The organism is Erwinia tracheiphila (assembly GCF_021365465.1).
GTDB lineage: Bacteria > Pseudomonadota > Gammaproteobacteria > Enterobacterales > Enterobacteriaceae > Erwinia > Erwinia tracheiphila.
This window is the reverse complement of the sequence record NZ_CP089932.1, coordinates 3,156,903-3,177,672: the sequence shown is the minus strand read 5'-3', so window position 1 is coordinate 3,177,672 and position 20,770 is coordinate 3,156,903. Positions and strand designations below refer to the sequence as shown.

General features: G+C 46.8%; 15 protein-coding genes and 1 pseudogene. 14 read left to right on the top strand and 2 right to left on the bottom strand.

The features are described from left to right. The first annotated feature begins 212 nt into the window (after nucleotides 1-212). The 14 genes from wbaP (at nucleotide 213) to galE (ending at nucleotide 18,367) form a co-directional block, all read left to right on the top strand. The gene (wbaP, locus tag LU633_RS16630) at nucleotides 213-1,646 is read left to right on the top strand and encodes an undecaprenyl-phosphate galactose phosphotransferase WbaP (protein WP_016189855.1); all 1,434 of its coding nucleotides are present in this window, start codon (nucleotides 213-215) and stop codon (nucleotides 1,644-1,646) included. A 271-nt stretch (nucleotides 1,647-1,917) separates the two neighbouring features. Next, entirely contained in the window at nucleotides 1,918-3,051 is a 1,134-nt protein-coding gene (locus LU633_RS16625) for a polysaccharide export protein (protein ID WP_016189854.1), read from the top strand. 15 nt (nucleotides 3,052-3,066) lie between these two features. After that, nucleotides 3,067-3,501, top strand: a complete 435-nt coding sequence (locus tag LU633_RS16620; RefSeq protein WP_016189853.1) for an arsenate reductase/protein-tyrosine-phosphatase family protein — start codon at nucleotides 3,067-3,069, stop codon at nucleotides 3,499-3,501. Between the two features lie 12 nt (nucleotides 3,502-3,513). Next, complete coding sequence (wzc, locus tag LU633_RS16615) at nucleotides 3,514-5,697, top strand: tyrosine-protein kinase Wzc (protein ID WP_016189852.1); 2,184 nt, start codon at nucleotides 3,514-3,516, stop codon at nucleotides 5,695-5,697. A gap of 104 nt (nucleotides 5,698-5,801) precedes the next feature. Next, the gene (locus tag LU633_RS16610) at nucleotides 5,802-6,707 is read left to right on the top strand and encodes a glycosyltransferase family 2 protein (protein WP_016189851.1); all 906 of its coding nucleotides are present in this window, start codon (nucleotides 5,802-5,804) and stop codon (nucleotides 6,705-6,707) included. A 43-nt stretch (nucleotides 6,708-6,750) separates the two neighbouring features. Then, nucleotides 6,751-7,878, top strand: coding sequence for an EpsG family protein (locus LU633_RS16605; RefSeq protein ID WP_016189850.1), 1,128 nt, complete (start codon nucleotides 6,751-6,753; stop codon nucleotides 7,876-7,878). Between the two features lie 67 nt (nucleotides 7,879-7,945). Further along, nucleotides 7,946-8,698 (top strand): glycosyltransferase family 2 protein, encoded by a 753-nt coding sequence (locus LU633_RS16600; protein WP_016189849.1) that lies wholly within the window; start codon nucleotides 7,946-7,948, stop codon nucleotides 8,696-8,698. Between the two features lie 118 nt (nucleotides 8,699-8,816). After that, complete coding sequence (locus LU633_RS16595; RefSeq protein WP_016189848.1) at nucleotides 8,817-9,851, top strand: glycosyltransferase; 1,035 nt, start codon at nucleotides 8,817-8,819, stop codon at nucleotides 9,849-9,851. Between the two features lie 182 nt (nucleotides 9,852-10,033). Further along, nucleotides 10,034-12,250, top strand: a complete 2,217-nt coding sequence (locus tag LU633_RS16590) for a phage tailspike protein (protein ID WP_016189847.1) — start codon at nucleotides 10,034-10,036, stop codon at nucleotides 12,248-12,250. Nucleotides 12,251-12,398: 148 nt separating this feature from the next. Then, nucleotides 12,399-13,646, top strand: a complete 1,248-nt coding sequence (wcaK, locus tag LU633_RS16585; protein WP_016189846.1) for a colanic acid biosynthesis pyruvyl transferase WcaK — start codon at nucleotides 12,399-12,401, stop codon at nucleotides 13,644-13,646. A gap of 4 nt (nucleotides 13,647-13,650) precedes the next feature. Then, on the top strand, nucleotides 13,651-14,874 hold the full coding sequence (locus LU633_RS16580; protein ID WP_016189845.1) for a glycosyltransferase: 1,224 nt from the start codon (nucleotides 13,651-13,653) through the stop codon (nucleotides 14,872-14,874). After that, nucleotides 14,871-16,211, top strand: a complete 1,341-nt coding sequence (locus tag LU633_RS16575; protein WP_016189844.1) for an oligosaccharide flippase family protein — start codon at nucleotides 14,871-14,873, stop codon at nucleotides 16,209-16,211. Before LU633_RS16580 ends, LU633_RS16575 begins: the two co-directional genes overlap by 4 nt. 193 nt (nucleotides 16,212-16,404) lie before the next feature. Continuing rightward, entirely contained in the window at nucleotides 16,405-17,301 is an 897-nt protein-coding gene (galF, locus tag LU633_RS16570; RefSeq protein WP_016189843.1) for a UTP--glucose-1-phosphate uridylyltransferase GalF, read from the top strand. 52 nt (nucleotides 17,302-17,353) lie between these two features. Continuing rightward, nucleotides 17,354-18,367 (top strand): UDP-glucose 4-epimerase GalE, encoded by a 1,014-nt coding sequence (galE, locus tag LU633_RS16565; protein ID WP_016189842.1) that lies wholly within the window; start codon nucleotides 17,354-17,356, stop codon nucleotides 18,365-18,367. Nucleotides 18,368-19,085: 718 nt separating this feature from the next. Here the strand turns inward: galE and LU633_RS16560 are convergent. Together LU633_RS16560 and LU633_RS16555 are read right to left on the bottom strand one after the other, a co-directional pair. After that, a pseudogene (locus LU633_RS16560) lies at nucleotides 19,086-19,874 on the bottom strand (IS5 family transposase); the annotation flags it as partial. A 29-nt stretch (nucleotides 19,875-19,903) separates the two neighbouring features. Continuing rightward, the gene (locus tag LU633_RS16555; protein WP_016189838.1) at nucleotides 19,904-20,302 is read right to left on the bottom strand and encodes a hypothetical protein; all 399 of its coding nucleotides are present in this window, start codon (nucleotides 20,300-20,302) and stop codon (nucleotides 19,904-19,906) included. Nucleotides 20,303-20,770: the final 468 nt, after the last annotated feature.

Sequence of the window (20,770 nt, the reverse complement as noted above, 5' to 3'; positions counted from 1 at the left end):
GTGTTGATAAGTTTTACATCACCACAGTTTCAGATTTTTGATCCAGATAACATTATGTTTAACTAATAACTCTGTTTTACTCACGCGAAATGAAAATATTTTTTTGGTACTAAAAATGGCTGGATAGTGATTGAGTGTAGTAAACGGATAATTACTTCCTGCCAAGGGAAGTAATTATTCACAGGCTATTAAATAAAAATCACGAGTTAACTATGAGTAACATAAAATTTACCTCAAAAGGATTGTTGATTAGATTGTCTTTATCCCTCTCTGATCTCTTTTCCTTCAACGCCTCATTATTTATTGCTATCTGGTTGATGAATGCGTTACCCGGTCATTTGCTCAACGAATATACTGCGCAAGATCTCCGCCTTACGATTATTACTCATATTATTCTTTCGTTAATTTGTGTCGGATGGTTCTGGGTTCGCCTGCGCCACTATACCTATCGCAAGCCTTTCTGGTTTGAGCTGAAAGAAATTTTCAGAAGTGTGCTGATTTTTTCTGTTATCGATCTTTCCATCACTGCGCTCTCAGAATGGGAACTGTCTCGCTGGATCTGGGTACTAACCTGGCTACTGGCGCTGATCTTTATTCCATCAGGACGTGCTGTGGTAAAACGCACACTTAATCGCTATAACCTGTGGAAGCGCCAGTCAATTATTATCGGCAGTGGTAAAAATGCCGAAGAGGCGTGGATGGCGTTGCAAAGCGAAGAAATGATGGGTTTTGACGTGGTGGCATTTTATGACGTTGATGGGGCGACATCCGCGCTGGAATTATTCTCCACTCCCGTCATTCGCACCGAGGCAGCGCTATGGGAGCTGGTCGACGTTGATACGCAATTAATTGTGGCAGTTGAATTCGAGCAAAGGCAGTATCGAGACCTGTGGTTAAAAAATCTGGCAAAGCATGACTGTCGTGCTGTGTCCGTTATACCTTCTTTGCGTGGTGTTCCTTTATATGGCACGGATATGGCTTATATTTTTAGCCATGAGGTGATGATTTTACGGGTCAGTAACAACCTTGCCAAACGTACCTCGCGTTTTCTCAAAAGAGCCTTCGATATTGTTGGCGCTATGAGCATCATGATTGCACTTATGCCTGCGCTGGCCGTCCTTATTTTCCTTGTATCGCGCGATGGTGGTAGTCCGATCTATGGTCATGAACGGGTAGGGCTGAACGGGCGTAAATTCAAATGCCTGAAGTTTCGCTCGATGGTGGTGAATTCCAAAGAGGTTTTGGAAGAAGTGCTCCGTACGGACCCTGTGGCGCGTGCAGAATGGGACAAAGACTTTAAGCTTAAGAACGATCCGCGCATAACCCGTGTCGGACATTTCATTCGTAAAACCAGCCTTGATGAATTGCCTCAGCTGTGGAATGTGGTTCGCGGAGAAATGAGCCTCGTGGGCCCCCGCCCAGTTATTGAAGATGAACTGGAGCGCTATGCGGGTGATGTCGATTATTACTATATGGCGAAACCGGGAATGACGGGCTTATGGCAGGTGAGTGGTCGCAATGACGTGGATTACGAAACGCGTGTGTACTTCGATTCGTGGTACGTAAAAAACTGGTCGCTGTGGAATGATATCGCCATTTTGTTCAAAACCATCGGTGTTGTTCTGAAGAGGGATGGCGCGTATTGAAATGGGTTGTTTCTTGGGTGACTGCCGCCAGAACAGTCACCGCTATGCGATTGGGCAGTTATCATACTTTCCATTGCATCCGGAAACCCTTCGATGTATGTCGGGCGTTGGCGATAATCGGACCGGCAAGGCAAAAAAAGTAAGAGGGGATATATGATAACGATAGTTAGTATGAGTGCCTGATCGGAAGATTGACCTTATTACTTTTGCATGACGCTACACTGCGGCGGATTCGCCACTATCAATCAAATTACTGATAGCGATGAGATAGATGATTACAATCAAAACGAAAGTGCTTCCTTTATTTATTACAGCTACCCTTCTTTCCGGATGCACAGTTGTGCCCGGTTCGACGCTTTCCACCAGCGGAAAGGATGTCATCAAACAGCAGGATAGCGATTTTGATATTGATAAATACGTTAACGTTTTTCCGTTAACCCCAGCGCTGGTTGAGCAACTGCGATCCAGGCCGATTGTAGCAAAGCCTAATCCCGAGTTGCAAAATGCACTACAGCGCTATGAATACCGTATCGGCGTGGGCGATGTACTGACGGTGACCGTCTGGGATCATCCTGAATTAACCACGCCAGCGGGACAGTATCGTAGCGCCAGTGATACGGGTAATTGGGTACATTCTGATGGCAGTATTTTCTATCCCTATATTGGACGCGTAGTGGTTGCAGGCCGCACCGTGCAGGAAATCCGCAGCGAAATCGCTTCCCGCCTGGCGCAATATATTGAAAGCCCCCAGGTAGACGTAAGTGTTGCCTCATTTAAGTCACAAAAAGCCTATGTTACCGGTGAGGTTACTACCTCTGGGCAGCAGCCTATCACCAACGTTCCGCTTACTCTTCTTGATGCCATCAATGCTGCAGGGGGTTTAACGGCAACGGCTGACTGGCGCAATGTGGTGCTGACCCACAACGGTAACGAAATGCCGATTTCACTGCAGGCTTTAATGCAAAATGGCGACCTGTCGCAAAACCATCTGCTTTATCCTGGCGATATCCTCTACGTTCCGCGCAACGACGATTTGAAAGTTTTTGTGATGGGTGAAGTGAAACAGCCTGCCACCTTGAAAATGGACCGCAGCGGCATGACGCTTGCGGAAGCCTTGGGTAATGCGCAGGGAATGGCTCAGACTGCTGCGGATGCGACGGGCGTATTTGTCATTCGTCCGGTGAAAGGGGCTAACCGCAGCAAAATTGCCAATATCTATCAACTGAATGTTAAAGATGCGTCTGCCATGGTGATGGGTTCTGAATTCCAGCTGCAGCCTTATGACATTGTTTACGTGACGGCGACGCCGTTGTCGCGTTGGAACCGTGTTCTTTCTCAGCTCGTTCCCACCATCGCTGGTATTTATAACGCCAGCGAGAATGCGCAAATTATTCACAACTGGTAACCACTGGAGAAGCTGATGATTAATTCAATTCTGGTGGTTTGCATTGGCAATATCTGTCGTTCCCCTACGGGGGAAAAAATGCTGAAAGCGGCGTTACCGTATATCAAGGTTGCATCAGCAGGGCTATATGCCATTGTCGATCATGCGGCAGATGATACCGCCAGCAGCGTTGCCAGCGAGCACGGTGTTTCACTGGAGGGCCACGTAGCCCGCCAGCTGACCTCGGCAATGTGTCGTGACTACGATCTGCTGCTGGTAATGGAAAAAAAACATATTGATCTGGTCAATCGCATTAATCCATCCGTACGCGGCAAGACAATGTTATTTGGCCACTGGCTTAATCAAAAGGAAATAGCGGATCCCTATAAGAAAAGCCGCGATGCCTATGAAGCCGTGTACGCATTACTTGAAAACGCTGCCCAGAAATGGGTCAACGCATTAAGCCGATAGTTGGGATTATCCATGAATATTAAAAGTAAGGCATCGTCAGCGTCGCAAGAGGAATCCACCGGGTGGGATCTGACGCACATTGTGGGACAGCTTGTTGATCATCGCTGGATAATTGTTGCCGTTACGGCTTTATTTATGCTGCTCGGCACGTTGTACAGTCTGTTTGCCACGCCAATTTACAGTGCGGATGCGATGGTTCAGATTGAAAACAAGAATGTGAACGCCGTTCTGAACGATTTGCAGTCGTTAATGCCGAATGCGCAGCCGATGTCAGCGACTGAAGTGGAGATTGTGACTTCACGCATGGTGATTGGCAAAACCGTTAAAGACCTGGGGCTGGATGCCTTTGTCCAGCAGAATTATTTTCCGGTGATTGGTAAAGGCTTTTCACTCTTATCAGGCAATAAGCCGGGTCAGCTGATAGTTACCCAGCTTGCGATACCCCAGGACTGGGAAAACCCGGAGCTTTCTCTTGAGGTAACTGGTGCAGACAGCTACGTCGTCAGTAAAGATGGCAGTACGCTGTTTAAAGGAAAAGTAGGGCAGCTTGAAAACCACGCTGGCGTTACGATGAAGGTTAACAGCATTGAGGCGGTCAAACCAGGAACTCAGTTCACCGTAACCAAACTGACTGATTTGCAGGCTATCAGTATGGTCACCAACAACCTGACCGTTGAGGATAAAGGCAAGGATACGGGCGTTCTCGGACTGGAATATCTGGGTGAAGACCCTGTTCAGATTAGCAAGGTGCTTAACCAGATTGTTACCAACTATGTTGATCAGAATATCGAACGCAAATCTGCTGAAGCGCAGAAAAGCCTTGAGTTTCTGAAAACCCAGCTGCCAAGCGTTCGCGCGAAACTGGATGATGCGGAAGATAAACTCAATACGTTCCGTCGTCAGAATGACTCGGTGGATATGTCTCTGGAAGCCAAATCGGCGCTCGATTCTTCCGTTAATATACAGACTCAGTTAAACGAGCTGACCTTCCGTGAGGCTGAAGTTTCTCAGCTCTTTACCAAAGACCATCCTACCTATCGCACACTGTTGGAAAAACGCCATACCCTGGAAGATCAACAAAAGAGTCTGAACAAGAAAATTGGACAGATGCCGCAAATTCAGCAAGAGATCGTACGACTTACCCGCGATGTACAGTCTGGCCAGGAAATCTATATGCAACTGTTGAATCGTCAACAGGAGCTGGATATCAGCAAAGCCAGCACTGTGGGCGATGTGCGCATTGTTGATCCGGCTGAAACGGCGGCTACCCCGGTTGCACCGAAGCAACTGCTGGTGATACTGGCGAGTATGATTCTGGGTATGGTGGTTTCCGTTGGCATCACTCTGGTTAAAGCCTTATTCCACCACGGTATTGAGCGCCCGGATGAGCTTGAGGAGCGCGGCATCAATGTCTATGCCAGTGTGCCGCTGTCCGACTGGCAGCGTAAACACGACAGCGAAGTTATTGCGCGGCGCGGGGCGCACAGCAAAACTGATCCCGCCAATTCGCTGTTGGCGTTAGGCAATCCTGCCGATATTTCCATTGAAGCTATCCGCAACCTGCGTACCAGCCTGCACTTCGCCATGATGGAAGCTAAAAACAATATCCTGATGATTACGGGGGCCAGTCCTGGCATCGGTAAAACGTTTATCTGTTCCAACCTTGCGGCCCTGGTAGGGAAAGCCAATCAGAAAGTGTTGCTAATTGATGCTGATATGCGCCGGGGTTACACCCATGAATTGTTAGGTGCATCTAACAAGATCGGCCTCTCTGATGTTCTGTCAGGCAAGGCCGCATTAGGTGAGAATATGATTCAAAGGGGTGCGTATTGTTTTGACTTTATTCCACGCGGTCAGGTGCCACCGAATCCTTCAGAGCTGTTAATGCACAGCCGCATGAATGAGCTATTGCACTGGGCAAGTACCAATTACGATCTGGTATTGATCGATACGCCGCCCATCCTTGCAGTCACCGATGCGTCGATAATTGGTAAGCTGGTCGGAACATCACTGATGGTGGTGCGTTTCGAAACCAACACCCTGAAAGAGGTTGAATTCAGCTATCGCCGCTTTATGCAGAACGGTATTGAAATCAAAGGTGTTATTCTCAACGCCGTGGTGCGCAAGGCTGTTAACGTGTTCAGCTATGGCTATGATTATTATGATTACAGCTACAAGCAGGATGCAAAAAGTTAAGTGACAAAGAGGAGCCTTTCTTCCGATGATGAACGGCTCCTGTTGCTGTTTAAATTGTCAGTTTTCCTGGCAGCTTGGTGTGGACGTAAAAAAGGTACGTGAGAATGAAGGATATTTTCTTCTCGATTGTTATCCCGGCTTATAATGCGGCTGAATCGATTGTAACCACGCTGGACTGTGTGGCTGCGCAGACATACCACAATTTCGAAGTCATCATTATTGATGATAAATCTTCTGATGCAGAGAAACTTGTCGCCGTCGTTAAGGCAGAGAAATACAGCCAGCTTAAAATTCAACTGGTTCTTTCGCAGGAAAAATTGTTTGGCTCTGCTGCCCGTAATAAGGGCGTCGAACTGGCGAGTGGAGATTACATCTGCTTTCTCGATGCGGATGATGAATGGCATGAAGATAAGCTGAAGGAGTCGCTGAAGACGATTACTAAGCTGGAAGCGCAGGGTAGACAGAAAACCATTATTTACAGTCAGGTCAATATTATTCAGGATGGGCAGTTTCTGAAGGTTATGCCGATGCAGCCCGTCTCAAAAAACGAGACGGTGGCTGAATACTTGTTCGGCTGCTATGGCTTTATCCAGACCAGCACTATCGTATTAAAACGCGAATATGCGTTGGATATTCAGTTCGACCCCAAATATATCCGCCATCAGGATTATGACTTCTGTATCCGTGCTGACAAAAAGGGCTATGAGTTTGTGATGATTGATAAGCCGCTGGCGAATTATCATCTTATTACGCAATTCGGCTCCAGGCAGAAAGGCGAGTCCGTGAAATATTCCTATTTTTGGCTGGATAATATGAAGCCCTGGCTGACGCAACGGGATATTCATACCTATAAGGCGTATAAACTTCCGCTACGATACAAGATGGATGGCAAATCTTTCCAGGCCAGCCTCAGTTTTGTACGCTATTTCTTCTTAACAAATAAATATAATCGCACCTATTTTATCAATCGTCTCAAGGATAAGATCAGAGAGCGCTTAGGCGGGAAATAGCGTTGGTGCTGTTGGCAATGCACTGACTTTATTGGGGAAAAGAATGGCTATATACTGGATAATAAGCTACACACTGCTTGTTTTTTGTTTTTTTGAACTGGCTACGATCGACCAGTTATCACAGCCCAAAACGAAAACTATCGTCACCTATTTCTTTTTTATCGGAACCGTTGTACTGATTCTGCTGGCAGGTATGCGGGGGCCGAATTCGGGGATAGACGACTGGCAATATCTGGGCTTCTTCCATGATTTTTCCAGACAAACCAGCATGAGTGGTTTTTCTGAGGTGGTGGACGTTTATCGTTACGAAAACGTATTTATGTTGCTGGCCTGGGTATTGAGCTGGTTTACACATGAAAGCTACTTTTTTTTGTTGTTCATTGCGTTTGTTTCCGTCACCACCAATGCATGGATATTTAAGAAATACTCACCGTTAATTCTGTGTTCACTCTGCCTCTACTCCGCGCACCTGTTTATTAACAAGGATATGAACCAGATCCGCTTTGGCCTGTCCAGCGCATTTGCGGTAGCAGCAATTTGCACGGCAGCAGGACGCCGTTATTTTCTGGCGTTTATATTTTTGCTGTTAAGCTCTCAGTCACAGTCAACCGGTTTTGTGACCGTGGTAGTGGTGCCGTTTCTGTTTATCAAAGAGCGAAAATACTTTGGCATCATGATGGTGTTCGCCGCGATTCCTTTAGGGCTGGTGGGAGGGCAAAAACTGTTTCTCGACTCGCTGGGCGTTGTACCCAATCTCGGTGATCGTGCGATGGCTTACAGCGGCACCGAATTTGATACTGCGCTACCGGTATTCAGTCTGGCAAACTTTAAAAATATCGCCTTTATCATTTTCTTTACGCTGGTTTATTTCCGCAAGCCTGTTATTGAGGCAAAAGATCGGCTGGTTTACATGTTGCTGATCGCTTATTCAGCTGGCGCTGCCATCCGTATTATCTTTTCTGACTTCTCAATTCTGGGGGGCAGGGTAGGAAATCTGTTCTTACATACGGAGCCGCTATTGCTGGCGTTCTTGATGATGCGGATAAGAAATCCCATCCTCAACTTTCTGCTTCTGGCAGGTATGACAACCTATTACCTGGCTTATAACACTATACTGTCGGTTCAGTCAGTGGACGGTTACAGCATTTCTCCGCTCTTTAAAATCTTCTGATTAACAGGCCAGATTGTTCTGGCCTTTTTACGTTACACCATTTTATGACAGACATGCAGGATCTCAGATGAAGACTCAAATCGGCACAGTTGGCATTGTCATTCCTATGTACAATGCGCGTCAAACCGTGTTGCGCGCGGTACAGTCGGTACTCGATCAAAGCTGGACGGACTGGCATATATACCTGATTAACGATAAATCAACCGATGATTCCCTGGCATTTGTTCAGGAGCATTGTCGAGACCCGCGCATCACTATTTTTAATAATGAAGTCAATCTTGGTGCGGCGGAAACGAGAAATGTTGGTTTAAAAGCCGCCAGCGAGGAAATTATTGCTTTCCTCGACAGCGATGATGAGTGGGAAAAAGACAAGCTTATGCTTCAGGTCCAGGCGCTGGCCGCTGGCGACGATCTGGTTATTTCTCATTATCGCTACCATTCGCGGACCAAATCCTACGACGTGATCTGGAATAAAGCTTATCTGATGAAAGACAGTTTCGTGAAAAAGCAGTTTCGCGTCTGCTTCTCTTCAGTATGCTACCGCCGCCCATCCCACAATGTTTTTTTCAGAAAAAAAGGCCATGAAGATTTTTTATTTCTCTATGAGTTGTTCGAACAGTATAAGCAGGCGAGAGTGATTGAGTGTAATCTGGTCAAATATTATGAGCTGGGTGACTCACTCTCACGTAATAAGAATAAGGCCGCAAAATGGCATCTTGATTTATTAAGATTTATCTATAAAAACAATCCGCTAAAAGTGTATTACTATTATGTCTGGTACATGGTTAATGGGGTTTTGTTCACGTTGAAGCACAGATAATCTGTGGGTCTGAAACGTCCATTCTTGCAATAAAAAACGCCTTACCTGCCCTGAAGGTGTGAAGAGCACAATAACAGGCAAGTTTTAACATTGAAGCGACTGAGGTGTTGGATCCGCGATGAAAAAAATAGTACTGGTGATTAAAGATGCATACTCCTACGCTGGAACTGAAAATATTTGCAACTTCATGTCTGAATGTTTTGGTGATGAACACGAGGTGACGATTTATTCGTTAGAGGGTTCTGGCCAGCCTTTTTACCCTTTTGAAAAGGTAAAAGACATTATCAGCTTTGACGGTGAGAAAAATCCAATAAGAAGCGCTGTGCAGCGTATTAATCAGCAGGGCTTTGATGCGGTTTTTCTTATCAGCATGGGGCGTCTCAGCGTGATGTTTGCGTTTTATAGCCTGCTATCGTGTAAGAAGAAAAAAGCTAAAACCTATGCCTGTGAACACATTGCAATTAATTCCTTCAGTAAATCGATTAAACTTCTCAAATATTTTTTCCTGCGCTATTACGACCGGGTTATTGTCCTTACTGATAAAGACGAAAAAGTCTTAACGCAGTGGGGCATTGCGGCAAAAACTATTCCTAACCCGGTGGTGTATAAGAATTTCCAGCGTACGGAACGCAAATATCAGGCGCTGGCAGTGGGTCGTCTTGATTTTCAAAAAGGATTCGATCTGTTGCTGGAACTCTGGCAGGACTTTATAGCAAATCAGCCTCAATGGAAACTGGTTATTGCGGGTGACGGTGAACTCAAAACCGAATTGATCGCTAAAGCATCATCGCTGAATATCAGTGACAGCATTTTCTTTGTGGGGAAGGTTGCCAATATCAATGATTATTACCGCGACAGCGATATGGCTTTAATGACTTCGCGGTATGAGGGGTTGCCTTTGGTACTGCTGGAAGCAAAATCCTGGTCTTTGCCGGTTATTGCCTATGATTGCCCTACCGGGCCACAGGAAATTATCAACAATAACCAAGACGGTTTTTTGATTGCTATGAACGACCGGCTCGGATTTATAGAAAAAATGAATCAGCTTGCCAACAACGATGAATTGTTCTTCGCAATGAGCGAGAAGACCAGAACGACCTCACTGAAATTTGATGGAAAGGTTATTAAAGCGTCGTGGTTGTCACTTGTTTAGTTTATCAGCCATTCCCCTGATTAATTATTGGTGATGCAATAAGACAGGCTTATTTCTACCGGCAGACACTCGTCAGAAGGGGAGTCGGTGAATAAAGCAGTGCATGCCTTAATCAGGATGGGAGTTGCCTATGGAAATCATATTAACACCTATCGGCCTATGACTACTATGGGATTACATCAATGAAAAGAAGAGAATTAATTACCGGGTTCTCATCAATTCTTGCAGCCCTTTCTGTGAGTTCGTTTTCCAGCCAGGCTGCAAAAAAAGACGTTTCTGTCAATCTGACCGACGTTAATGCGGATGATATCCCTAAAGAGGATGTTCCCATCCTGACACCTGAAACGGTCTATGCTATGCCGGAACGTTTCTGGCAAAACTTCAGTGGGAAACTTTACATTGGTAAAGTGGGCACAGACCCGACTCAACCGGGCAACCTGGCTGATTTGTTTTTGCGAAATGCCAGCGGCAAGCTGTTAAAAATTGAGCAACCGGTTACTCTTAATAAAGGTGATTTCCGGCATTTCATTGCTGATAACGCGGCATTGATTGCAAATCCTGCCCATTCTATGGCGGTGGTGGACGATGCGGGCAGCGTGATTTTTAATATCCCTGATGTCAGCAAACCCGATGCGGCAAATTTCAGTCAGCGTTTGTCACAGCCTGCGGGCTACCAGCTCATCGGCGAAATCGCTTCAGTTAATGAACTACGTAATACGCGTCCCTTGTTTGAAGGCGCTAAAGTCAAACTCAGCAGCTGGCATGAAGGTCTTGAAGTCGGCGGCGGGGAGTTCGTCGGCAGTCTGAGCGATGCCACGGATGATGGTGGGGTCAACTTTGCCGGTGCAGGGTTCCACTGGCGGCGGGTTGTCCATGATTTTAATCGTCTGACGCTGTTTGATTTTGGTGCCAGGGATGACGGAAAAACCGACACTTCACCGGCAATCAAGGCAATGTACAACTGGTCGGTGAAAGCCAACCAGCCGATCTGTGTGCAGTTTCCGGCCGGCACATTTCTGGTTAAGGGGTGCGATTTTTCTGCTGAAAACAGCCGTTTTTTCCGGGTTTCCGGTGCCATGGTCAACTTCGGCTATTTCCCTGCCACCACGATTATTTCTGACGGTGAGTCTGAGTTTATTTTTCGGGTTAATTCCCGCTGGGTGGAAATCAGTAATTTAATCGTTAATGGTCGCACGGATAAAAAGCCCAATAGCCAGGGATTTTTCAATAACAAATGCTCAGGTGGGCAGTTTTTCCGTGGTGCCTGCCTGCGTTTTGAAAACCTGGGCGGCACGTCGCTCAATCTGGTGGACACCCTGGACTGTAAGATTGACCAGTGGTACGCCAGTAAATGTACCGGCGATGTGATCAAGGCCATCTGGTCGGGACAAAAGCAGGGTAAGTGGGATCACAGTACGGCCATCGAGCTTTCCAACTTCAATGCGCAATACTGTACAAAAGGTATGGTGCTCAATCTTGATCGCTGCAGCCAGTCAATTATTCACAATGGCTGGATTGAGCATTCCGAAAATCCTGGCAACATCTCCAACGGGCAATGGATTATCGATGCGCTGAGTATCGAAACCTGCAAAAACCCGCTCATTGCACACAATTCACGTTTGAACATACGCCAGACCAACCTGCAGGCAGGTAGCTGGATTGATAACTCCTCTGCTGAAGGCGCATGGCTTTCGGCCTATGAACAGGGTTCAACCCGCGTTGAATCTTATGGCGTCGCCGTTGATGGCAGCATGAAGTACAACTACCTGACTTCACGTTTCCGCATAATCAACAACACCAACCAGGAGAAGTGGTACGAACTGGGCAATATTTTCACACCGGATGTCGGCGACAGCTGGGAAATTGAAATTTTTGGTCAGGCGGCATTCAGTAATGGTACCTATCGGGCGGTATTGCAAAAGGTGGTAGACGGCAACACGACGGGCGGCAAAGCCATCATTAATCTGCAGCGCAAGGCGCACCGTGCTGAAGGAAGCTGGCATGCAGAGGGCGCAAGCCCGGTGGTGGACGTGATGATTGAGACACCCTATGACACCGACACGCGTGTTTACGTCAAGTTAGCGGGATGGCTGGCGTCTGCTGGCGTGCTGATGAAATCGACGGCAAAAGATCGGTTTACAACCGGTAGGTGCGCACGTTTCGATAGCAAAATGCAGGAGGCCCAGTCGCCTTCCGGCGCGAACAGCCATCGTCTGGTACAACGATTTACATTGCACAATGGTAAAGCCGGGATAGGTGCCAATGAGCAGGGTGATTTGCTGGTGCAATCCCGATTGCTGAAACCCTGCGAGGTAGACACCTCGCAGGCGCAGGGGTTTGTCTCAATGGTGATTAACGGCCAGCAGGTGGCGGTTCCCTATTTTGCGATAAAAAAATAGGACAGGTGGGGGCTTTCCCCGCTCAATATTTGACAGTTTTGCAGGGTGTATTTTAGTTTTCGATATAAACCGGCTTTTTAAAAAATATTATTAATTAGTTAGTTATTGTTTTTTCTTATCTGCGGCATGGCAATTTTCTGGAGTGTTTATGAAGATTTTATTAGTCGGTAACCACACCTGTGGCAACCGTGGTGATGGTGCTATCTTGCGCGGCCTTATTGATTCGCTCATGCATGCCCAAAGCGATCTGCAGATTGAGGTAATCAGTCGTTATCCTGTCATTTCGAGCTATCTGCTCGGGCAGTCTGTTATTCCCGACGACCTTTTTCTGGCGTTAAAAAAAGGAAAAAACGGCCTGGCTGATAAAATTAAACGCCGGCTGATGCCAAAAATCATGATGTCGCATATCAGTGGTAAAGGGTGGCACAAAATGCTTCCGGTGCCGAAATACCTTCAGGATTTTAGCGAAAAATTGCGGCAGTACGATCTCATTATTCAGGTTGGCGGGTCATTCTTTGTTGACCTCTATGGACCGCTACAGTTTGAACATTCCCTCTGTGCTTTACTGGCGAAAAAGCCCATATATATGATTGGCCACAGTGTTGGTCCTTTCCAGAAAGAAAGTTTTAATGAAATTGCCAACTTTGTTTTCTCTCGGGTACAAAGCCTTGTACTGCGCGAAAGCGTTAGCCTTGAGATGATGAAACAGGGAGGCATCACCACTGAGAAAGTGGTTGCTGGCTCGGATACGGCTTTTCTGGTTCGTGCCCGCCATGTCAGCCAGCCCAGCCATACTCTGCAGCACTGGCAGAACATTATCTCGGCGAACAAAACCATTATTATCACCGTGCGTAAACTGGTGCCGTTCGACAAGCGTCTTGGGGTAACCCAGCACGAATACGAACGGGCATTTGCCCGGGTGATTAATGCCATGATCGACAAAGGCTATCAGGTGGTGGCGTTATCTACCTGTACCGGCATCGACAGCTACGGCAACGACGATCGTATGATCGCGCCTAATCTTCAGGAACATGTAAATCAGAAAGAGAAATATCATGTCGTCATGGATGAGCTTAACGACCTCGAACTTGGTGTATTACTGTCAGAGTGTTATCTGACGATTGGTACCCGCTTGCACTCCGCCATTATTTCAATGACCTTCGGCACGCCAGCTGTGGCGATCAACTACGAGCACAAATCGCTGGGCGTAATGAACCAACTGGGACTGCCGGATATGGCAATGGATGTTAAAAGCCTGATGGATGGCACAATTATTAAGAAAGTCAACACCATACTTGATGATTATGCTGCTGTTAAACAGCAGGTTAGCAGGGCTGTTTCTGAAGAACAGCAGCGTGGTGACCAACTTATCGCAGACATTCTGAAGACAGGCTAATCTGATGAAAATAACCTTTTTCACTATGCGTTTCCCCGTTTCGTCTGAAACGTTCGTCCTCAACCAGGTGACGTATTTCATCGACCAGGGTTATGATGTTGAAGTTATTTCCGTTTTCCCGGGTGATTTGACACACCGACATGGCGCGTTTGATCGCTATAATCTGGCTGAAAAAACCCATTATCTTTTGCCTGAAGACAAATCCTCCGGTACGGATAAGCTGAAGCAGCGCTTGCAGATTCTGCTGCCAAAACTGCTCAACCCCTGCACGATGCGTTCTCTCAACGTGAAGCGTTACGGACAGCAGTCGAGTAAACTGCTGCTCCCGGCGATTGTTGTGCGCAATGAAAAGCATTTTAACGCCGACCTGTTTCTGGTGCATTTTGGTTATGCTGGTGTGCTGGCCAACAAGCTACGCGAGCTGGGCGTGCTGCACGGCAGGCAGGCCACGGTGTTTCACAGCGTGGATATTTCCCGACGCCATATCCTTGATGAGCACAAGGTTGATTACCTTAATCTGTTCAGTCAGACCGACCTTCTTCTGCCGATCAGCCATCGGTGGGAAAACAAACTGATTGCCATGGGGTACCTGCCAGAAAAAATTCAGGTTTCACGCATGGGTATTGAACCGGAAAAATTTAATTTTCAGCCCAGGGAAGGGCTGCATTCTCCACTGCGCATACTTTCGGTAGCGCGCCTGACGGAAAAAAAAGGGCTGGGGGTTGCTGTTGAAGCCTGTCGTTATCTTAAAGCGCTGGGGGCCAGTTTCGAGTACACCATTATTGGCAATGGTGACATGGAAGAAACGCTGCGTGAGGCCATTCGTGCGGCAGATCTTGAAGATTGCATCAGCATGGTTGGCTTCAAACCGCAGGAAGAGATCAAAGGTTATCTTCACCAGACCGACATCTTTTTGCTGCCGTCGCTGACGGCGGCCGATGGTGATATGGAAGGCATCCCGGTTGCCCTGATGGAGGCGATGGCCGTTGGATTGCCTGTGGTGTCAAGCGAGCACAGTGGCCTCCCCGAGTTAATTGAGCACAATGTCTCAGGGTGGCTGGCCCCGGAGGGTGATGGACGTGGGCTGGGCGAGCTATTGTTAAAACTGGCAAACAGCGAAATGGATATCCAGCCGGTGGTGGCAGCAGCCCGCAAAAAAGTGGAAACAGAGTTTAACCAACATATCGCCTGGCGGGAGCTGGCAACGCTTCTGGAGGAATTTGCGTGAGAAGTTTTAAATCTCAGGCCCTATATGTGTTTGGCAGCACCTGTTTTGCCGCAGTGCTTCAGGTGGCTCAGTTAAACGTGCTGGCCCGCAGGCTTGAAGCTCATGAGCTGGGTATTCTCGCCATTATTAATGCCATTCTCGCGGTAGCGATGGTGTTACAGGATATGGGGTTGAGCAGCTATATTGTTCACCGTCAGAATATAACCCGTAAAGAGCAAAGCACTATTTACTGGGTTAATGTTTTTCTCAGTTTATTAGCGGGGTTACTGTTAATCTTGCTGGCGTGGCCCATTGCCTGTTTTTATCATATTGCACAATTAACGGGATTAATTATGCTCACCAGCCTCAATTTTTTGGTGTTGGGTTCATTGTCGCAATATCAGGCACATTTTATTAAAGCCAAAAGAGTGCTGGTGTTGGCTAAAATAGAAATGGCTACCAAGCTGGTGGCGTTTTTATTTACCGTCGCTTTGCTTTATTTAACATCATTTACCGTTTCGGCGGTTATTCTTGGTTTGTTCATCAGCGCAGTGCTGCGTATCTTATCGATGATAATCCTTGGAGATAAATCATGGCGTCCTACTTTTGAGTTCGATAAGGCGACCTTCTTTAGCTCAATCAGATACGGTGCTTACCAGTTAGGATCGCAGACAATAAATCAGCTGAGAACCCAGGCTGACTCTGTGATCGTGGGTAAAGTAATGGGGGCCGATATGCTGGGGATATATTCTCTGGCTAAGGAACTGGTATTGCAGCCGCTGAAGCTGGTTACGCCAGTGATTAACCGGCTGGCTCTGCCTCACTTTGCGGAAAAACAGCATGAACCCGCACAGCTTCAGCAGCTTTTTCTGAAAGGGACCTTCATGATTATGCTGTTCAGCAGCCTGATGTATCTGGCAATAGGAATTATGTCGCCAGTGATTGTCAGGTTGCTGTATGGCAGTGCGCATGAGACAGTTGCACAACTTATTCCACTGATGTTGCTGTTTGGCATGCTGCGGCCAATAGGCGGATGGACCGGTGCAATTGCTCAGGCAAATGGGCAGACCAACATCGAATTTTGGTGGAATGTGGCCGCAACTATTATTGTTGTGCTGGTACTGGCCACCATCTGGCTCTATCCCAACGTCTGGTATGTGGCGCTAACCCTGTCTGTCTCCCAGGTGCTGATGTCCACCTTTGTCCATCCGTTTTTTATTAAACCCGTAATAGGCATTCGTTTTGCCCCGTATGCCCGCCAGTGGATTTCAGTTTCGGTGGTGTTTGTCGGAATAATGGGATTAATCAGTTATTACGATTTGTTTATCAGACCTGAGTGGTTCAGTGGATGGTTTTAAGTAATTTGTAATATTTAAAAGTGACCTTTTCATCAGGTCACTTTTTTTACCTGCTTAATCGTCTGAATCTTTAGAAAGATAATTAATTTACGGACCATTGGCTTCTAAATTTTCAGATTAAGATTATACTGGCTAATCATCTATTTATTGCATAATCAATTGACGTTTTTTACTTCATTTATATGGAAAAAATATGACCAAGCTTAAAGCAGTTATCCCCGTTGCGGGTCTGGGTATGCACATGCTCCCTGCTACAAAAGCCATTCCTAAAGAGATGCTCCCTGTCGTTGACAAGCCGATGATCCAGTATATCGTCGACGAGTGCGTGGCGGCGGGTATCAAGGAAATTGTTCTGGTCACTCATGCATCCAAGAATGCGGTTGAAAACCATTTTGACACCTCTTACGAGCTGGAAGCCCTGCTTGAAGCGCGCGTGAAGCGTCAGGTGTTGAGCGAAGTTCAGTCTATCTGTCCACCTGGCGTAACAATTATGAACGTGCGCCAGCCTCAGCCGCTCGGTCTTGCCAATTCCATCCTTTGCGCACGCCCTATGCTGCATGATGATGCATTTGTGGTTATCCTGCCAGATGTGCTGTTGGATGACTCTACTGCCGACCCTCTGCGTTACAATCTGGCCGCGATGGTTGCCCGGTTTGAAGAAACGGGCCGCAGTCAGGTACTAGCGCACCGTATGCCTGAAGCCGATTTGTCTGAGTATTCTGTCATTAAAACGCAGGACGTGATGGATAATCCGGGTCAGACCAGCCAGATTACTGATTTTGTAGAAAAACCCGAAAATGCACAGGCGCTGGGTTCAGATCTTGCCGCGGTGGGACGCTACGTGCTCTCTGCTGACATCTGGACCGAACTGGAAAATCTCGAACCGGGTGCATGGGACCGCTACCAGCTCACCGATGCCATTGCCAATCTTGCTAAAAAACAGCCGGTTGATGCACATTTTCTGACAGGTAACAGCTTTGACTGCGGACGTAAACTTGGCTATATGAAAGCTTTTGTTTCATGGGGGCTGAGAAATAACGCGCAGGGCCTTCAGTTCCGCGAAGAAATCAAAAAAATTCTTTCTAAGTAATTGTTAATCATCATGATGGCCGTACATTAATGGGCGGTTGCGAGGAGAAAGCATGGCTATTTTAGTAACGGGTGGTGCAGGTTACATTGGTTCCCACACCGTGCTGACGCTGCTGGAACGCGGTGATGATGTGGTGGTCCTGGATAACCTGAGCAATGCCTCGGCCGAATCTGTCAATCGGGTGGAGCTACTGACGGGTAAAAAAGCCACGTTTATCGAAGGCGATATTTTGGACCGCTCCTGTCTGCGCGATCTTTTTGCCCAGCATAATATCACCGCAGTGATTCATTTTGCCGGATTAAAAGCGGTAGGGGAATCAACCCGTATGCCGTTGGAATATTATCAGAATAACGTTACGGGTACGCTTGTGCTTCTTGAAGAGATGCGCGAGGCGGGCATTAATCAGTTTATCTTCAGCTCTTCTGCAACCGTCTATGGCGCAGATGCGCCTGTGCCTTATGTTGAGACCACTCAGATCGGTGGCACCACAAGTCCTTATGGTACTTCAAAGCTGATGGTGGAACTTATTTTGCGTGATTATGCAAAAGCCAATCCTGATCTCAGTGTTATTGCACTGCGCTATTTCAACCCGGTTGGTGCGCATGAGTCGGGGCAGATTGGTGAAGATCCTAATGGTATTCCCAACAATCTTTTGCCTTATATTGCTCAGGTTGCTATTGGCCGTCTGGAAAAGTTGGGTATTTTCGGTGATGACTATCCAACAAAAGATGGCACTGGCGTCCGTGACTATATACACGTAATGGATCTTGCCGAAGGGCATCTTAAAGCGCTGGATCATCTGCCTGAAATCAAAGGTTACAAAGCTTATAACCTCGGTGCAGGAGAAGGGTATTCGGTGCTGGAGATGGTCAGGGCATTTGAAAAAGCCTCCGGTCGTTCGGTTGCGTATCAAATTTCTCCACGACGCGATGGCGACCTTGCGGCATTCTGGGCTGATGCCTCACTGGCGGATAAAGAGCTTAACTGGCGCGTTTCTCGTGGAATTGATGAAATGATGCGTGATACCTGGAACTGGCAGAGCCACAATCCAAACGGATATAAATAATCTTTTCTCTTGTCGTCAGCCCTGTTCAAAGCGGTAAAAACCACACTTTATATGTGGTTTTTACTTTGTGGGATAGCAATTCAGAATGGGTCCTGTCAGTATTCTTAACAGGGTGGTAATTAACCAGTATCAGTAGTGTGATTTGTTTTACTGGCTAATTCAGCGAGTATCAGGTTTACAGGACGCACTTGTATATCCTCTGAGTCGAAAATACGGACAGTATGATTTTTATATTATGTTTAAAATCAGATAATTTTGTGATTTTTCCTTAACATGAATCTGATGACTAATAAATGCAGGTGATTATCTTGTAATATAATTTACTAATAAAATATGCCCGTTTATTTTTATTCTTTATTATTTAAGTCCGGTCATAAATAAACTCAATGCTTCCTTGCAACAATGGGAAAGATACGAGTGGTCTAACCTTGCGTAGCTGGATTTTTAAACCACATTCTGGCACGAAACAGTTTTCCCTTTTCTGCCGAATTTTATACGATAAGAGATGAGCATTATTAACTGATGGCGCAATAAAAACTACAGCATCATCCTGCCTGAAAATGGGCCCTACGCTGAAACTGCCGAAATTTCCGCCATCTGAAAGATATGACTCATACGAACACGTCATTGTCAATGAGAATGTTTTTATTGCTAACTGAAAACCACACCCTGTGAGCGTGGTCATCAACAGGTTTTGGCTCTGCCTTAGCGCCTGTCTCAACAGAACGTTATTCCAGACAATAAGACCACAGGAAAAACACAAAAGGCCCCCGTCATTCTCAGGCGTCTTTTCCCGTCGGGTCAGGGTCCGGCGAAACCGGTTCATCCGGCTGTGCGTCCTCCCGGCGACGGGCCATGAAGTTCGTGGTTTACTGGCATCTCATTCCTCTTTACGGGGCGGGATATAAGGCTCGTCACGACGGCCCAACCGGTCTGTTTTGCCCGGGCGCTCCGTCGCCTTTGTCCGGGCAGAGTCCGGGTTTTTGCCCCGGGCATCCCGTCTGAAGAGCACCGGGTGTGTCCGCCACCAGTTTGATGTCATGCCTGTCTGCTGCTGCGACGCCCCGTGACAGAGGAAGCCCGCCGGCGTCTGTCATCAGACTGGGCTTTACGCCCTGTGTCCCTGTGTCCGTGGTGTTGCGTCCTGTTTTTTTGTCCTGGGCAGCGGTGATGTTGTCATACCGCCATCCACCGACAACCATGAGCAGTCCGTGCCGTCCGGGTGTTCACAGGCCAGTAATCCGTTCTGCCAGAAACGCCCGAAGACACCTGCGTCTCTCCGTTCCCGGAAGCGCCGGGGCGCAGAAGCTGATGAACCTATCCCTGTGGTATTGAGTGCATTCCACTGACAGGTTGTGCTGGGGACGAAGAAAATGGCGTTCATTGCGGCCCGATTATCAACACGTTTTCGGTGTGTACCCGGAGGATGGCGGGTTTTGTATTCCGGGATAAGCGGGGCCATTTTGTCCCGGAGTTCATCGCTAATCTTCCCTTTACCGCCTGCCATACTTTGCCCTCAGATATGACCGGGATGCATTATACGATGACGCTTTTTGGGACAGCGTCTTTTTTCCTTGGGGTTATAATGCCCGGAACGGCAAATTCAACACCATCAGATGGGGTACCGTGACTTACTTTAAGGGTTGCGGCAGTATCGATCTCTTGGTGTGGTTCCAGGTAAATAGTATATTGATATTTTCCATAAGACACACTTTTCAGTCTGTTAATTGATGTGGAAAAACATGAATATTGATCATGTGAACCAGTCATATTGTCCTCAATTGTACCTAATTTTTCTTTTCTGGGATAAAAACCTCCGACTACTATTATTTCATCAAGAGAACGATTGTCCTGCCGATAAACCATAACTGGTTCTTTATTTGTTCCCCATCTTCTGACTGAGAATCTTTTGTCCAAATCAAACGGACCATACATGCTCTCGTTCCACTATACACTGTCGTTTAAGATCAACAGGAGTAAAGTCAGTGGGCATTTCTATATGCAGCATAGCCATCCTCCCTGAAACTCCAGCACTTTTCATCATATTTTCTTCTGGAGTATTTATATAACACCCTCTTCTCTCTGCTAAAAAATCGGGGTTATCTTTTTATGACCCAATCTTTTTTACCAGTAACCATAAATCTTGAATCAACCTTCGTATTAAACCTTTCACTTAATTTGAAATAAACATTATTGTATTTTAAGTAAAATGTCCCTTTCGCCGACGTATATAATCCCGGTTGTGTTTCAGATGGCTTCAGCTCCTGAATTTTATTTTCTGGGATGCCATTCTTACTCGCATTAAGATTTTTTGTCAGCCCTTTAGAAAAATGCAAGCACGATGTGTCCGGTGATCTTCCCGGCAGGCAAGGTGAATAATTCACTGATAATTTCTTCTTTTCA

What these genes read in the sequence shown, in the direction of transcription:
- wzc (WP_016189852.1), top strand. Translation starts at nt 3,514, where the DNA reads ATGAATATTAAAAGTAAGGCATCGTCAGCGTCGCAAGAGGAATCCACC.
- wcaK (WP_016189846.1), top strand. Translation starts at nt 12,399, where the DNA reads ATGAAGATTTTATTAGTCGGTAACCACACCTGTGGCAACCGTGGTGAT.
- LU633_RS16595 (WP_016189848.1), top strand. Translation starts at nt 8,817, where the DNA reads ATGAAAAAAATAGTACTGGTGATTAAAGATGCATACTCCTACGCTGGA.
- LU633_RS16580 (WP_016189845.1), top strand. Translation starts at nt 13,651, where the DNA reads ATGAAAATAACCTTTTTCACTATGCGTTTCCCCGTTTCGTCTGAAACG.
- LU633_RS16620 (WP_016189853.1), top strand. Translation starts at nt 3,067, where the DNA reads ATGATTAATTCAATTCTGGTGGTTTGCATTGGCAATATCTGTCGTTCC.
- LU633_RS16590 (WP_016189847.1), top strand. Translation starts at nt 10,034, where the DNA reads ATGAAAAGAAGAGAATTAATTACCGGGTTCTCATCAATTCTTGCAGCC.
- galE (WP_016189842.1), top strand. Translation starts at nt 17,354, where the DNA reads ATGGCTATTTTAGTAACGGGTGGTGCAGGTTACATTGGTTCCCACACC.
- wbaP (WP_016189855.1), top strand. Translation starts at nt 213, where the DNA reads ATGAGTAACATAAAATTTACCTCAAAAGGATTGTTGATTAGATTGTCT.
- LU633_RS16555 (WP_016189838.1), bottom strand. Translation starts at nt 20,302, where the DNA reads ATGTATGGTCCGTTTGATTTGGACAAAAGATTCTCAGTCAGAAGATGG.
- LU633_RS16605 (WP_016189850.1), top strand. Translation starts at nt 6,751, where the DNA reads ATGGCTATATACTGGATAATAAGCTACACACTGCTTGTTTTTTGTTTT.
- LU633_RS16625 (WP_016189854.1), top strand. Translation starts at nt 1,918, where the DNA reads ATGATTACAATCAAAACGAAAGTGCTTCCTTTATTTATTACAGCTACC.
- galF (WP_016189843.1), top strand. Translation starts at nt 16,405, where the DNA reads ATGACCAAGCTTAAAGCAGTTATCCCCGTTGCGGGTCTGGGTATGCAC.
- LU633_RS16600 (WP_016189849.1), top strand. Translation starts at nt 7,946, where the DNA reads ATGAAGACTCAAATCGGCACAGTTGGCATTGTCATTCCTATGTACAAT.
- LU633_RS16610 (WP_016189851.1), top strand. Translation starts at nt 5,802, where the DNA reads ATGAAGGATATTTTCTTCTCGATTGTTATCCCGGCTTATAATGCGGCT.